17 protein-coding genes are annotated in these 14471 nt (G+C 68.2%); 16 read left to right on the top strand and 1 reads right to left on the bottom strand.

Going from position 1 to position 14471, the window contains the following annotated elements; all coding sequences use genetic code 11:
• Nucleotides 1-96 precede the first annotated feature (96 nt).
• The 4 genes from ACX9MO_RS13705 to ACX9MO_RS13720 all read left to right on the top strand — a co-directional run bounded on the left by ACX9MO_RS13705 (nucleotide 97) and on the right by ACX9MO_RS13720 (nucleotide 4245).
• Nucleotides 97-1332, top strand: a complete 1236-nt coding sequence (locus ACX9MO_RS13705; RefSeq protein ID WP_462212244.1) for an MFS transporter — start codon at nucleotides 97-99, stop codon at nucleotides 1330-1332.
• Nucleotides 1319-2680, top strand: coding sequence for an MATE family efflux transporter (locus ACX9MO_RS13710; protein WP_462212245.1), 1362 nt, complete (start codon nucleotides 1319-1321; stop codon nucleotides 2678-2680). The genes ACX9MO_RS13705 and ACX9MO_RS13710 overlap by 14 nt, the downstream gene beginning before the upstream one ends.
• 134 nt (nucleotides 2681-2814) lie before the next feature.
• Nucleotides 2815-3687, top strand: a complete 873-nt coding sequence (locus ACX9MO_RS13715; RefSeq protein ID WP_462212246.1) for a 50S ribosomal protein L11 methyltransferase — start codon at nucleotides 2815-2817, stop codon at nucleotides 3685-3687.
• 201 nt (nucleotides 3688-3888) lie between these two features.
• A complete protein-coding gene (locus ACX9MO_RS13720) occupies nucleotides 3889-4245 on the top strand; it encodes a hypothetical protein (RefSeq protein WP_462212247.1) in 357 nt (118 codons plus the stop codon).
• Nucleotides 4246-4397: 152 nt separating this feature from the next.
• On the opposite strand, the gene ACX9MO_RS13725 is transcribed toward ACX9MO_RS13720, so the two are convergent.
• Entirely contained in the window at nucleotides 4398-4607 is a 210-nt protein-coding gene (locus ACX9MO_RS13725) for a DUF1127 domain-containing protein (RefSeq protein ID WP_462212248.1), read from the bottom strand.
• Between the two features lie 431 nt (nucleotides 4608-5038).
• Between ACX9MO_RS13725 and ruvC the strand changes: the two genes are divergently transcribed.
• From ruvC to pal, 12 genes are all read left to right on the top strand, one after another.
• Nucleotides 5039-5533, top strand: a complete 495-nt coding sequence (gene ruvC, locus ACX9MO_RS13730) for a crossover junction endodeoxyribonuclease RuvC (RefSeq protein WP_462212249.1) — start codon at nucleotides 5039-5041, stop codon at nucleotides 5531-5533.
• Nucleotides 5530-6228, top strand: coding sequence for a Holliday junction branch migration protein RuvA (gene ruvA / locus ACX9MO_RS13735; protein WP_462212250.1), 699 nt, complete (start codon nucleotides 5530-5532; stop codon nucleotides 6226-6228). Before ruvC ends, ruvA begins: the two co-directional genes overlap by 4 nt.
• Nucleotides 6229-6262: 34 nt before the next feature.
• A complete protein-coding gene (ruvB, locus tag ACX9MO_RS13740) occupies nucleotides 6263-7291 on the top strand; it encodes a Holliday junction branch migration DNA helicase RuvB (RefSeq protein WP_222489270.1) in 1029 nt (342 codons plus the stop codon).
• A 3-nt stretch (nucleotides 7292-7294) separates the two neighbouring features.
• Nucleotides 7295-7606, top strand: coding sequence for a pyrophosphohydrolase domain-containing protein (locus tag ACX9MO_RS13745; protein WP_462212251.1), 312 nt, complete (start codon nucleotides 7295-7297; stop codon nucleotides 7604-7606).
• Nucleotides 7603-8268 carry a hypothetical protein gene (locus tag ACX9MO_RS13750; RefSeq protein WP_462212252.1) on the top strand — a complete coding sequence of 222 codons (666 nt, stop codon included), beginning with the start codon at nucleotides 7603-7605 and terminating at the stop codon, nucleotides 8266-8268. Before ACX9MO_RS13745 ends, ACX9MO_RS13750 begins: the two co-directional genes overlap by 4 nt.
• Before the next feature lie 168 nt (nucleotides 8269-8436).
• Entirely contained in the window at nucleotides 8437-9519 is a 1083-nt protein-coding gene (locus ACX9MO_RS13755) for a Hint domain-containing protein (RefSeq protein WP_462212253.1), read from the top strand.
• An 89-nt stretch (nucleotides 9520-9608) separates the two neighbouring features.
• The gene (gene ybgC, locus ACX9MO_RS13760) at nucleotides 9609-9998 is read left to right on the top strand and encodes a tol-pal system-associated acyl-CoA thioesterase (protein WP_222489274.1); all 390 of its coding nucleotides are present in this window, start codon (nucleotides 9609-9611) and stop codon (nucleotides 9996-9998) included.
• 137 nt (nucleotides 9999-10135) lie between these two features.
• Nucleotides 10136-10831, top strand: coding sequence for a protein TolQ (gene tolQ / locus ACX9MO_RS13765; RefSeq protein WP_222489275.1), 696 nt, complete (start codon nucleotides 10136-10138; stop codon nucleotides 10829-10831).
• A 3-nt stretch (nucleotides 10832-10834) separates the two neighbouring features.
• On the top strand, nucleotides 10835-11326 hold the full coding sequence (gene tolR / locus ACX9MO_RS13770) for a protein TolR (protein WP_222489276.1): 492 nt from the start codon (nucleotides 10835-10837) through the stop codon (nucleotides 11324-11326).
• Nucleotides 11327-11333: 7 nt separating this feature from the next.
• Nucleotides 11334-12521, top strand: coding sequence for an energy transducer TonB (locus ACX9MO_RS13775; RefSeq protein ID WP_462212254.1), 1188 nt, complete (start codon nucleotides 11334-11336; stop codon nucleotides 12519-12521).
• Between the two features lie 53 nt (nucleotides 12522-12574).
• Nucleotides 12575-13855, top strand: coding sequence for a Tol-Pal system beta propeller repeat protein TolB (gene tolB / locus ACX9MO_RS13780; RefSeq protein WP_462214455.1), 1281 nt, complete (start codon nucleotides 12575-12577; stop codon nucleotides 13853-13855).
• A 76-nt stretch (nucleotides 13856-13931) separates the two neighbouring features.
• On the top strand, nucleotides 13932-14465 hold the full coding sequence (gene pal / locus ACX9MO_RS13785) for a peptidoglycan-associated lipoprotein Pal (RefSeq protein WP_222489279.1): 534 nt from the start codon (nucleotides 13932-13934) through the stop codon (nucleotides 14463-14465).
• The last annotated feature ends 6 nt before the right edge of the window (nucleotides 14466-14471 follow it).

Raw genomic sequence — 14471 nt, forward strand, 5'->3', positions numbered from 1 at the left:
TCCATGGGGCAGGGCTATGCCATGCTCATATTCATATTGCATTGATTCAGATCAGCGCCACTCGCCAAGTCACAATCCCGCGCGTAAACGTCTCGCATGACCCAAGCGACTCACCCCACGGCCCCCTCGGCCGCGCCCCGCTGGAAGCAGCCCATCGTCCTGCTCTTCGTCATGGCCGCCGCCATGCCGATCTCCTTTGCCACATGGTCCGCGCTGCTGAACAACTTCGTCATCGACGTGGCGCAGTTCGATGGCTCGGACATCGGCTGGCTGCACACGGTGCGCGAGATCCCGGGCTTCCTCGCCATCGGGGTGATCGTCCTGCTGCTGCTCTTCAAGGAACAGTTCCTCGGCCTGCTGTCGCTGCTGCTGTTGGGGGTGGCGACGGCGGTGACGGCGTGGTTCCCCACCTTCGGGGGGATCATGATCATCACGCTACTCTCCTCCATCGGGTTCCACTACTACGAGACGGTGAACCAGTCGCTGCAACTGCAGTGGCTGCCCAAGAAGGACGCGCCCCGGATCATGGGCAAGCTGCTGGCGACCGGCTCGGCGGCGACGCTGGTGTCCTACGGGCTGATCGTCGTGCTCTGGGACCCGCTCGGGCTGACCTACAACATCGTCTACATGGTCGCGGGCGGGGTCACCTCGGTGATCGCCATTGCGGCCATGGTGCTCTTCCCCAGCTTTGCCGCGCCGAACCCGCAGCTGAAAAAATTCGTGCTGCGCCGGCGCTACTGGCTCTATTACGTGCTGCAATTCATGGCGGGCGCCCGGCGGCAGATCTTCGTGGTCTTCGCGGGCTTCATGATGGTCGAGCGCTTCGGCTTCGACGTGCACGAGGTGACGGGGCTCTTCCTGATCACCCTGACCTCGAACGTCTTCATCGCGCCGCTGATCGGCCGCGCCGTGGGCCGCTTCGGCGAGCGCCGCACGCTGCTCTTCGAATACTGCGGGCTGGTCACGGTCTTCTCGCTCTACGGCGGGATCTACTACTTCGGCTGGGGCGTGGTGATCGCCTCCACCCTCTACGTGATCGACAACCTGCTCTTTGCCATGGCGCTGGCGCTGAAGACCTACTTCCAGAAAATCGCCGATCCGCAGGACATCGCGCCGACCGCGGCCGTGGCCTTCACGATCAACCATATCGCGGCGGTCTTCCTGCCGGCGGGCCTCGGCTACCTCTGGCTGATCTCGCCCGCGGCGGTCTTCGGCCTCGCCGCCAGCTTTGCCGCCGGCAGCTTCTGCCTCGCGCTGCTGATCCCGCGCCACCCCGAGCCGGGCTTCGAGACGATCTTCCAGCGCCGCCTGATGACCGGTGCCGCAGAGTAAGCCCCTGGCCGCACCGCCGGCCCGCTTCCTGACCGGCTCCACCATGCGGCACGTGGTGGTCATGACGCTGTCCGGCTCGCTGGGTCTCAGCTTCATGTTCCTCGTGGATTTCATGGCGCTGTTCTGGGTCGGCCAGCTGCGGGTCGAGGCGCTGGTCGCGGCCATAGGCTATGCCTGGACGATCCAGTTCTTCCTGATGTCGATCTCCATCGGCATGAACATCGGGGCCAATGCGCTCGTCTCGCGCGCCCTTGGCGCCGATGACCGGGCGCGGGCGCGGCGCATCGCCACCAGCGCGATGATCTACATGGTCCTCACCATGGCGACGCTCGCCGCGGCGGCCTGGCTGCTGCGCCGCCCGCTGCTGGAGGCCTCCGGCGCGCAGGGCGAGGTGCTGGAGGTGGCCTACCGCTTCCTCGGGATCTCGCTGCCCTCGCTGCCGATGATCGCCGTCGGCATGTGCTCGGGCGCGGTGCTGCGGGCGCTTGGCGATGCCTGGCGCACCATGGCCACCACGCTGGCGGGCGGGATCGTGGCGATCCTGCTGGACCCGGTGCTGATCCTCTGGGCAGGCTGGGGCGTGGACGGGGCGGCCTTCTCGATCGTGGTGTCGCGCGGGATCGTGGCGGGGCTCGGCTTCTGGTGGGTGGTGCGCCACCACGACATGCTGGCGCCGCCCTCGCTGCGCAACATGCGCAACATGATCGGGCCCTACGTGGCCATCGCCGTGCCCGCGCTGCTGGCGCAGATGTCCAACCCCTTCGGCAACTGGGCCCTGACCCGCGCCATGGCCGAGCAGGGCGACAGCGCGGTCGCAGGTCTCGGCGTGGTGCTGCGGCTGATGATCCTCGTCTTCGGGGGGATCTTCGCGCTCTCCGGGGCGATCGGCGGCATCTTTGGCCAGAACTACGGCGCCCGCCGGCTGGACCGCGTGGCCACGGCCTATCGCGATGCTCTGATCTTCTGCGTGCTCTACGCGCTCGTGGCCTGGGTGCTGCTCTTCGCGGCCAGCGGGGCCATCGTCCGGGGCTTCGGCCTGTCCGAGGAGGGCGCCGAGGTGGTGCTCTTCTTCTGCCGGATGACCGCATGGTCGCTTGCGCTCGCCGGGGCGGTCTACGTGGCGGGGGCGGCATTCAACAACCTCGGGCGGCCGATCCTCTCGACGGCCTCCGCCTGGACCCGGGACGCGGTGATCACGCTGCCCGCGGCCTTCTGGCTGGGCCATGTCGCCGGGGCGGAGGGCGTGCTGGTGGCGCAGCTTCTCGCGAATGTCTCCATCGGGCTGCTGGCGGGCTGGCTCGGCTGGCGCCACATCGCCCGTCTGCGTCGGACCTTCCCGGCGGTCTGATCCGGCCGGCAGCGCTGTCCGCCTGGCCCGGGCGTCGGACTCCCGGAGGCCGGGGCAGGGGCGCCGCCACCCTCACGCCCCTTGACCTTATGGCTCGCGCCGCCTAACCGGGCCGAAACCCGCAGGAGCACGCCATGACCACCTTCACCGCTTTCACCACCCTTCCCGGCAAGGCCCAGGCCGAGGGCCTCGGCGAAGCCATGGAGCGTCTGGACCCGGAGCCTTACGGTGTGGGCGTCTTCGAACTGGAAGATGACTCCGGTCTCTGGGAGGTGGGCGGCTATTTCACCGAGGCCCCCGACGAGGCCGGTCTCGCCGTGCTGGCCGCGGCCTTCGGGGCGAAACCCTTCGCCGTCTCCGAACTGCCCGAGACCGACTGGGTCGCCAAGGTGAAGCGTGAACTGGCCCCGGTGCAAGCCGGTCGCTTCTTCCTCTATGGCTCGCACGACGCCGACAAGGTCCCCGAGGGCGTCGAGCCCCTGCTGATCGAGGCCGCCATGGCCTTCGGCACCGGCCACCATGGCACCACGCTGGGCTGCCTGCGCGCGCTCGACCGTCTGGCGACCGAGGGTTTCTCGACCGACCGCACCGCCGACATCGGTTGCGGCACCGCCGTGCTGGCCATGGCCGCCGCGCGGATCTGGCCCGGGGTGCCCGTGGCCTCCGACATCGACCCGGTGGCCGTGGACGTGGCCGAGGCGAACCTCGCCGCCAACGACATGGCCGGGACCGTGACCTGCCTCGAGGCCACCGGCTTCGACCATCCGCGGATCGCCGAGGGCGCGCCCTATGGCCTGATCTTTGCCAATATCCTCAAGGGCCCGCTGGTGGACCTGGCGCCCGACCTCTCGGCGCATCTGGCACCCGGCGGCTATGCGATCCTCTCGGGCATCCTGAACGAGCAGGCGGACGAGGTGAAGGCGGCCTATGGCGCGCAGGGCTGCGCGCTGCACTTCGAGGAAGTCATCGGCGACTGGACCACGCTGACGCTGATCAAGGCCGCCTGATCCGGCACAGGTTGAGCCGGCGTGGGCAGTTCCCCTGCGGGCCGATCCCGCAGGGGCCGATCCCCTTGGCTGGGGTCCCGCAGGGGCTGACGCCGATCCGATTCAGGGCCTCTCCGATCCCTAATTTGGCCGCATTCCTCGCGGATAACCCTCGCTGACCGGTGGGGGCCGGCTCGGAGAGGTCAACTCGGAGAAGTCACAATGGGTAGTGTCAAAGTGCGGTCCTTCGAGGACCGCGTCCGGTCCATCGACCGCAAGCGCCAGACGATGGACAGCAACGGATATCGCGCCGTGCTGGGCCGCGACGGGCTTCTGGAAATGAAAGCAAAGCGGCGGTTGCCGCGGCTTTTGCTGCCGCTGCGCCTGCTGCTGGCGGTCGCGGTCATGATGACCGTGTTCAAGGTCTTCCTGATGCTGCGACTGGGGGAGGCCAGCTACGTGGCCCATCTCGACAGCCTGCGCGCAGGCGGCCTGATCGAACGTGCCGGTGCCTGGGTGATGCAGGCGGATGTGGTCACGCTCTGGCTCGCGCAGCTCTTTGCGTCGCTTGGCGGCTGATCGTCACGTTTCGTCCCGCAGGGCCGCCGATGGGCCGTCTCGTGAGACATCAAAAAAGCCGCGTCCCTGGTGGGCGCGGCTTTTTCGGATCCGGGGGGCCATCTGAGGTGGCGCTATCCGGTTATCTGCCTGTCGGTCCTGCGGACAGACCATCAGCGGAAAACGCTGACGCGGTCGATGTCGCGGCGGGTCAGGCCGATATCGTCGAGTTCACGATCCGAGAGCTTCGACAGGGCGTTGCGGGTCACACGGGCGTCGTTCCAGTCGGAGATCGCGGCGAGCAGCGTCGAGATGGCGCGGCCCATGCGGCCGTAGAGGGCAGTGGCGTCGGTTTTCGGGGCAGCAATGTAGAAGGCACCCATGGTGTCAGTCCTTGTATATGGGGTTGATCATTCGTCTGATCGGCAAATATTTCGAGCGTGCACAAAAAACAAGCGGAGGCATTTGCAAAGCCCCGTTGCAGTCAGTGCATAGCTCATTTCTGCTATAAATATCTGAAAAAGTTATGAAAACTTTGTGCAATGCGGATGAACTCCGTGTCGCAAATTCGTTGCATGGGGTCGGTTTCGAGGGGTGTCACGCAAGATTTCACCGGATTTCGGGGTAAAATGGCGGAAATTTGCTTGACAGGCTTTGTGGCGCATCGGGCTTGGCGCGTGTTCTCCTTTCGTGCTACTTCTGGCGCAGAGCAGAGAAGATGTTGCGAAACCGCCGCAGCTCGGGCCGTCCCGGGCGTGGGATTCGCAGCGCGACAGCCGGAATCGGCGGACAGCGACGGACAGGGGCAGGTGCGATGCGTGTGATGGGAATCGATCCCGGTCTCAGGAACATGGGCTGGGGCATGATCGAGATGGAGGGCAGCCGCCTGCGCCACCTCGGAAACGGCATCTGTCACGGCGAGGGGACCGAGATGGCCCAGCGTCTGCATGCGCTGCACATCGGCCTCACCGCCGTCATCGCGGAGTACCAGCCCGAGGCGGTCGCGATCGAGAATGTCTTCGTCAACAAGGACGCCGTGGGCACGCTGAAACTGGGACAGGCGCGGGGGATCGCGCTGCTGGTGACGGCGCAGGCCGGGCTGCCGGTCGGTGAATACGCCCCCAATGCCGTCAAGAAGACCGTGGTCGGCGTCGGCCACGCCCAGAAGGAGCAGGTCGCCCACATGGTCAAGGTGCAGCTTCCCGGCGTTCACCTGGCCGGGCCCGATGCGGCGGATGCGCTCGCCATCGCGATCTGCCATGCGCACCACATCGGCTCGGCCCGGGCCGCGCTGAGGATCAGGGCATGATCGGGCGGATCGCCGGGCGGCTGGATTACCGGGCCGACGATCACGTGCTGATCGACGTGAAGGGCGTGGGCTACCTCGTCTATTGCTCCGACCGGACGCTCGCCGCCCTGCCGGGGCCGGGGGAGGCGGTGGCGCTCTATACCGATCTTCTGGTGCGCGAGGACCTGTTGCAGCTCTTCGGCTTCCCGACGCTGGTGGAGAAGGAATGGCACCGGCTGCTGATGTCGGTGCAGGGGGTGGGGGCCAAGGCCTCGCTCGCGATCCTCGGCACGCTGGGGGCGGAGGGCGTCAGCCGCGCCATCGCGCTTGCCGATGCCAATGCGATCAAGGCGGCCAAGGGCATCGGCCCCAAGACCGCGCAGCGCGTGGTGATCGAGCTGAAGGACAAGGCGCCCTCCGTCATGGCACTGGCCGGGCGCGGGGCCGCGGCCTCGCCCGCCATGCCCGATCCCGACGACATGCTGATCGAACCCGCCGAACCGGCGAAGCCCAGGCCGGCGCGCAAGCCTGCCGTGCCCTCGGCGGCCCAGACTTCCGCCGCGGCCCAGTCCGAGGCCCTGTCGGCGCTCTCCAATCTGGGCTATGCCCCCTCCGAGGCCGCCGCCGCCGTGGCACAGGCGGCGCAGGAGACCGAGGGCGCCGAGACCTCGGCCCTGATCCGCGCGGCGCTGCGCCTGCTGGCGCCGAAGCAATGAGCGCGGGCCCGACGACCGCCTGCAGGAGAGCCCCATGACCGAGCCCGACCCGACGCTGCGCCCCGAGAGGCTGCCCGAGGACGATGGCCGTGCCCTGCGCCCGCAGGGGCTGGACGAGTTCATCGGCCAGGCCGAGGCGCGCGCCAATCTCAAGATCTTCATCCAGTCTGCCCGGCAGCGCGGCGAGGCGATGGACCACACGCTGTTCCATGGCCCTCCGGGCCTCGGCAAGACGACGCTGGCACAGATCATGGCGCGCGAGCTGGGGGTGAACTTCCGCATGACCTCCGGCCCGGTGCTGGCCCGTGCCGGCGATCTGGCGGCGATCCTCACCAACCTTGAGGCGCGCGACGTCCTTTTCATCGACGAGATCCACCGGCTGAACCCGGCGGTGGAAGAGGTGCTCTACCCCGCGATGGAGGATTTCGAGCTCGACCTCGTCATCGGGGAGGGGCCCGCCGCGCGTACCGTGCGGATCGAGTTGCAGCCCTTCACGCTGGTCGGGGCGACCACGCGGCTCGGCCTTTTGACCACGCCGCTGCGCGACCGCTTCGGCATTCCCACGCGGCTTCAGTTCTACACGGTGGACGAACTGCACGAGATCGTCACCCGCAACGCCCGCCTGCTCGGCGCGCCCGCCGACGACGCGGGCGCCCATGAGATCGCCCGCCGCGCCCGGGGCACGCCCCGGATTGCGGGTCGCCTGCTGCGCCGGGTGGTGGATTTCGCCGTGGTGGAGGGCGATGGGCGGATCACGCAGGCCCTGGCCGACAACGCGCTGACCCGTCTGGGCGTCGATCAGTTGGGCCTCGACGGGGCCGACAGGCGTTACCTGCGGATGATCGGCGAAGGCTACCAGGGCGGGCCGGTGGGCATCGAGACGCTGGCCGCCGCCCTCTCGGAGAGCCGCGATGCGCTGGAAGAGGTGATCGAGCCCTACCTGCTGCAGCAGACGCTGATCCAGCGCACGCCGCGGGGCCGGATGCTGGCGCAGCGTGGCTGGCAGCACCTTGGCCTGACACCGCCGCGCCCGCCGGGGCAGGCGGATTTCTTCGACGGATAGGTCATGGATATCGCCACGCTCTCCGCCCGCGCCGTCGCGGTGAACCACCTGTATGTCGAGGCCTTCGGGGTGGAGCGAGACGGGCTCTTCCTCCTCGGCAAGCTCTCGGAAGAGGCGGGCGAGGTGGCGGGCGCCTATCTCAAGCTGCACGGTCGCGCCCGGGGCAGCGATGCGGCTCCCGAGGCCCTGCGCGCCGATCTCGCGGCCGAGATGGCGGATTTGCTGGGGTTCCTGCTCTGCCTCGCGGCGGAGGAGGGGGTGGACCTCGCCACGGCTTTCGAGGAGAAGTGGGGCCGCTATCTGGAGGCCCCATGATCGACCCACGTCCGACCCCCGAAGAGGTCACCGCGCTTTTCACCGCCGCTGACGGCAGCTTCCGCTTTGCCCGCTGGGAGCGGCCCATCGTGCCCGTGATCATGGGCGTCGATGACGAGAGCCTGCCGGTACTCAAGGGCGCGATCGAGGCGGTGGTGGCCAGTGCCGGGCACAAGATGTCCGACATGGACCCGGAACTGGGCGTGAACCTGATGGTCTTCTTCCTGCGCGACTGGCAGGAACTGGCCGCTCTGCCTGACCTGCACCACCTGATCCCCGGTCTCGACGATCTGCTGGGGCGGTTGGAGGCGGCGGATGCCAAGCAATACCGCCTGTTCCGGTTCGAGAAGAGCGGCGCGATCCGCGCGGCCTTCGTCTTTGTCCGCCTGACCGGCGAGATGGCCGAACAACCGGCCGAGACGCTGGCACTCGACCAGGCGCTGCGCGCGCTGATGCTCTGGTCCGAGACGGCCTTTGCCGAGCAGAGCCCGCTGGTCGCCGATCCGCAGGGCAACGCGCTGCTGCGGCCCGAGATCGCGGCGGTGCTGGCCTCTGCCTACGATCCGCTGCTGCCCTCGGCCTCCGAGGACCCCAGCCACGCCATGCGGCTTTCGGCGCGGGCGACGCTGAAGCTCGCGTCGGCAGACTGGGAAGACGAATAACCTTTCTGCACCATTCGCGTTGCTGCGCTGCAGCGCAGGCTGGCCAAAGCGGACAGAATGTGCTCTCTGTGCTCAGAAGGGGCGCCCGGGTAGAGTGTGGGCGTCGGGTTAAAGAGTATCTTTGTTGTTTCGACCCAGACCTGAAAACAGGCAGGCAGAGACACAGGCATGGCTTACCGGATCCTGGGGTACGACCTCGCGGATGTGCAGATCGTTTCGGGCGCAGACCCGTTCGCGGATGACGTCAACCCCAATGACAGCGCCGTCGGCAGCGTCTTTCGTCTCAACGCCGGGGCGACGCCGGACGTGATCGAGGTCATCGACGATGATGACACTTTCGACGACGGCGATACGGATCAGGACCTGCGTGACAGCCTCACGCAGGATGGCGGGACGGCCCCCGCCGGAGAGCGGATCACGCCGGAGTACTCCTATGTGATCCGGCCCGTGGGCTCTTCCGATCCGGCGGACAACATCACGATCTACGTCTATGAACTGGGCCTCGACGGCGACGGCGACGGCTTTGCCTCCACCGCGCGGATCAAGCCGGGCGTGGACTACCAGATCATCGCCGTGGATGACGACCATCCCAGCGTGGCGGCCAGCGACCTGTTCGTCTGCTTCGCCGCCGGCACCCGCATTCGGACCCCGCAGGGCGACGTCCCGGTCGAGCAGCTGCAGCCCGGCGATCTGGTCATGACGCTGGACGAGGGCCCGCAGCCCCTGCGCTGGAGCGGCGCGCGGCGGATCGGCAAGAAGCGTCTCGCGGAGGCGCCGGAGGCCTGCCCGGTGAAGATCCGGCGCGGTGCCCTTGGCGGCGGTCTGCCGAAGCGGGCGCTCGTGGTTTCCCCGCAGCACCGGCTGATGGTCCGTTCCGCCATCGCGGGCCGCATGTTCGGTGCGCAGGAGGTGCTGGTGGCCGCGGTGCAGCTGGTCGGCCTGCCGGGGATCGAGCGGTACAGGCCGAAGCATGGCGTGCACTACGTCCACCTGCGTCTTGATCGGCACCAGATCGTGCTTGCCGAAGGCGCGCCGGCCGAGACGCTGCTCTTCGCGCCCGGGTCTCTTGCGGCGCTCTCGGTCGCGCAGCGCGTCGAGTTGCGGGCGATCTTCCCGCACCTCTCCGCCTTCTTCTGCGGTGCCTCCGAGGTGCCGGCACGGCCGCTGGCGCCGGGCCGCCGGGGGCGCAACCTGCGGGCGCGCCATGCGGGGGCGGGGCGGCCGGTGCTGTTGCAAATGCCCCACCGCTGAGAGGGCAGGGCGCGGGCCGTCTTGCAGTGGCAGCGTGGGAGTGGTTCCTTGGCCGCAAAGCAGAGCTGAACCAGACGAGGATCCCGCCCATGGCCCATCTCTTCCCGCTGCGCGTCTACTACGAGGACACCGACCTCGCGGGGATCGTCTACTACGCCAACTACCTGAAATTCATCGAAAGAGCCCGGACCGAATGGGTGCGGACCCTCGGCGTGGACCAGACCGCGCTGAAGCAGGAGGAGGGCATCGTCTTTGCGGTGCGCCGGGTCGAGGCCGACTACCTGAGCCCCGCGCATTTCGATGACGAACTGGTGGTTGAGACCACGGCGGAACAGGTCTCGGGCGCGCGGATCGTGCTGCTGCAGGAGGTCAAGCGCGGCGGCGACGTGCTCTTTACCTCCCACGTGACGCTGGTTGCCCTGACGGAGACCGGTCATCCCACGCGTCTGCCGGCAAATATCCGCCTGTTGCTGCATTAAACAGCCTGCTCCGGCCCCGGCAGGGGGCCGCCGCCACACGGCAATGTGTTGGCCTTTTGACCAGATATGCGCTAGTTTCGCTGCAAACAGAGCCATAAACGGCCAACGCATAACAGGCCGAAGCAAAGAGCAGGCGGATGGAAGCAGAAACTCTCGCGGCAGCGCAGGGCATGGATTTCTCCATGTGGGCGCTTTTCGCACGTGCGACCCTGACAGTGAAACTGGTGATGATCATGCTGATCCTCGCCTCGTTCTGGTCTTGGTCGATCATCATCCAGAAAATCACCACCTACCGCGCCGCCCGGCGCGAAGCGGCGCGTTTTGATCGGGCCTTCTGGTCCGGTGAGCCGCTGGACGACCTCTATGAACAGATCGGTGCCGATCCCTCGGGGCGGGCGCAGCGCATCTTCGCCGCCGGCATGACGGAATGGCGGCGCTCGCATCGTGACGATGGCGGGCTGATCGCCGGGGCGCAGGCCCGGATCGACCGCGCCATGGACGTGGCCATCGCCCGCGAGGCCGAGGGGCTTCAGGCCGGTCTGCCGGTGCTGGCCACCGTCGGCTCGGTCACGCCCTTCGTGGGTCTCTTCGGCACGGTCTGGGGCATCATGCATGCCTTCATCGGTATTGCCGAACAGCAGAACACCAACCTCGCCGTCGTGGCGCCGGGGATCGCCGAGGCGCTTCTTGCCACCGGCCTGGGCCTGCTGGCGGCCATTCCCGCGGTGATCTTCTACAACAAGATCAGCACCGACGCGGACCGGATCATCGGCGGCTACGAGGCCTTTGCCGACGAATTCTCGACCATCCTCTCGCGCCAGCTGGACGCCTGAGCCATGGGCGCGGGTGTCATGCAAAAGGGCGGCGGCGGAGGCCGCCGGGGACGGCGTCACGGGGGCCGTGCGCGCCCCATGGCCGAAATCAACGTCACGCCCTTCGTGGACGTGATGCTGGTGCTGCTGATCATCTTCATGGTCGCAGCCCCCCTGATGGTGGTCGGCGTGCCTGTGGAATTGCCCAAGACCGCCGCCGAGGCGCTGCCCGGCGAGCAGGAGGAGCCGCTCTCGGTCACCGTGACCGCGGCTGGCACCGTGATGATCCAGACCACCGAGGTGCCCCGGGACGAGCTGATCGACCGGCTGCGCGGCATCGCCGCCGAACGCGCCTCGGACCGGGTCTACCTGCGGGCGGACGGGACGGTGCCCTATGCCGAGATCATGCAGGTCATGGGCGCGATGAACCGCGGCGGCTTCAGCAACATCGGCCTCGTGACCGATGGCAATGGTCCGACGCTCGACAGCCCCACCGGGGCCGCGGGTTCGAACTGACCTTTCCATGAACACGGGACAGATCATATCCGGCGTGGGCCATGTAGGGCTCATCGGCTGGCTGCTTTTTGGCGGCATCTCGCCCGCGCGCCCGCCCGAGGTGGTGACCGAGGTTTCGGTCGTCACATCGGAGGAATTCGCGCGGTTGTCCGGCCAGACCGCCCCCGAGACGGAGACCGAGGCCCCCACGCCCGAGGGCCCGGCGGAGCCTGCCGTGACCCCCGACCCGGAGCCGGCGCCCGAACCCGCCGCGGAACCCGAACCTGCGCCCGCACCGGAGCCCGAGCCTGAGCCGGAACCGGCCCCAGAACCTGAGCCGGCGCCCGAACCGGAGCCCGCCCCGCAGCCGGAACCGCCCCAGCCGGAGCCGATGCAGGAGGTGGCCACACCTGAACCTGCGCCCGAGCCGGTGCCCGATCCGACGCCGCCCGCGGCGCCGCGCGTGGCCTCGCGCCCGCAGGAGCGGCCCAGCATCGACGCCGCGCCTGCCGAGATCGTGCAGCGGGAAACCACGCCTGAGCCCGCCCCGGAGGTGGAGCCCGAACCCGTGCCCGAGGTCGAGGAAACCGCGCCCCCCGAGGCGACGACCGAGATCGTGACCGAGGCGGAGCGCCCGCAGAACGCGGCGCCCACCACCTCGCTGCGCCCGCAGACCCGCCCGCAGCGGCCCGCCGCCGCGCCGAAGCCCGAGCCGACCCAGACCGCCGAGGCCGAGCCCGAGCCGAAACCCGAACCGAAACCGGAGCCCAAGACCGAGCCCAGACCGCAGAGCAACTCCAACAGCTCCGCGGTGGAGGATGCCTTGGCCAAGGCGCTCGCCGGTGGCGAGACGCCCGCGGAAACCCCGGCCGCGCCCCAGCGGCCCGCCGGCCCGCCGATGACGGCGAGCGAGCGCGAGGCGCTGCGCGTCGCAGTCTCGTCGTGCTGGAACGTGGGCTCGCTCTCCTCCGAGGCGCTGCGCACCACGGTCATCGTGTCCCTCGCGATGAACGAGAACGGCACGCCACAGGGCGAGACGATCCGCATGGTGTCCTACAGCGGGGGCGGCGAAGCGGCGGCGCGGCAGGCGTTCGAGGCCGCGCGGCGGGCAATCATCCGCTGCGGTGCGCGCGGATTTGACCTGCCGCGTGACAAGTACAGTTCGTGGCGTGACATTGAAATGACATTCAACCCGGAGAAGATGCGGTACAAATGAGCAAGATCACCGGACCCCTCACCGGCCTTTTGGCCGCCGCCAGCCTCGCGCTGATGACCCCCGCCGTGGCCTCCGCCCAGTCGGGCCCCCTCAGGATCGAGATCACCGACGGCGTAATCGAACCGATGCCCTACGCGGTGCCGGATTTCGTGCCCGAAAGCGGCGCGGCCACGGAGATGGCGCAGCAGTTGGCCCGCGTCGTGGCCGATGACCTCAGCGGCACGGGGCTGTTCCGGGAAATCCCGGCAAGCGCCCATATCTCGCGGATCACCAGCTTCTCCTCCCCGGTGCAATATGCCGACTGGAAGGCGATCAACGCGCAGGCACTGATCACCGGCGCCGTCTCGGTGCAGGGCGACCGGGTGACCGTGAAGTTCCGCGTCTACGACGTCTTCTCGGGCAAGGAACTGGGCTCGGGCCTGCAATTCGCGGGCACCACCGCCGGCTGGCGCCGCATGGCGCACAAGGTGGCCGATGCGGTCTATTCCCGGATCACAGGCGAAGGCGGCTATTTCGACAGCCGCGTCGTCTACGTGGCCGAGACCGGGCCCAAGGACGACCGCCGCAAGCGTCTGGCGATCATGGACTACGATGGCGCCAACGTGAAATACCTGACCGAGAGCGGCTCCATCGTGCTGGCGCCCCGGTTCTCGCCCACCGGCGACCGGGTGCTCTACACCAGCTACGAGAGCGGCTTCCCCCGGATCTATGTCCTCGACGTGGCCAACGTGGGCCGGCGCGAGTTGCAGACCCAGGGCGGCAACATGGCCTTCTCGCCCCGCTTCGCGCCCGACGGGCGCACGGTGCTCTACTCGCTGGAAACCGGCGGCAACACCGACATCTACGCCCTCGACAGCGCGACCGGGCAGAGCCGCCGGCTGACCGATGCCCCTTCGATCGAGACCGCGCCCAGCTTCTCGCCTGACGGCACGCAGGTGGTCTTCGAAAGCGACCGCTCGGGGAGCCAGCAGCTCTACGTCATGCCGGTGACAGGTGGCGAGGCCACGCGGATCAGCTTCGGGCAGGGCCGTTACGGCACGCCCGTCTGGTCGCCCCGCGGCGACCTGATCGCCTTCACCAAGCAGAACAAGGGCCGGTTCCACATCGGCGTCATGCGCACCGATGGCTCGGAGGAGCGTCTCCTCACGGCCTCGTTCCTTGACGAGAGCCCGACCTGGGCCCCGAATGGCCGGGTGATCATGTTCACCCGTGAGACCCAGGGCGCGCAGGGCCAGTCCTCGCTCTATTCCGTCGATATCTCGGGCCGCAATCTCAAGCGCGTGCGGACCGAGGGCGGCGCCTCGGACCCGTCCTGGGGCCCGCTGCAACCGTAACGCCGCTTGCATTCCTTCGGGTTGGCTGCTGTGCTAGCATCAACCCGAAAAGCATAAGAACGAGGCACGAGACGACATGAATTTCTCTACAAAAGCGGCACTTCTGCTGGCTGGCCTCTCGCTGGCCGCCTGTACCAACCCGGACCGGTTCGACAACGTCGACGGCTATGGCAATGGCGCCGGCGGCTATGGTGCCGGGGCAGGGGCCTATGGTGACGGATCGGCCAGCGATCCCAGTTCGCCCGCCTACTTCCAGCAGACCGTGGGCGACCGCGTGCTCTTCGCCGTGGACCAGTCGACGATTTCCGCCGAGGCGCAGTACACCCTCGACGGGCAGGCCGACTGGCTGATGCGCAACACCGACTACGTCTCGGTGATCGAAGGCCACGCGGACGAGCAGGGCACCCGGGAGTACAACCTTGCCCTCGGCGCGCGCCGGGCCAACGCGGTGCGCGAGTACCTGATCTCGAAAGGCGTCTCCGCTGCGCGGCTCAAGACCGTGAGCTACGGCAAGGAACGCCCGATCGAGATCTGTTCGGAGGAAGCCTGCTATGCCAAGAACCGTCGCGCGGTGACCACCATCGCCGCCGGGGCCATGGGCACCAGCTAACCTCAG

It is taken from the genome of Pseudooceanicola profundus (assembly GCF_054919315.1).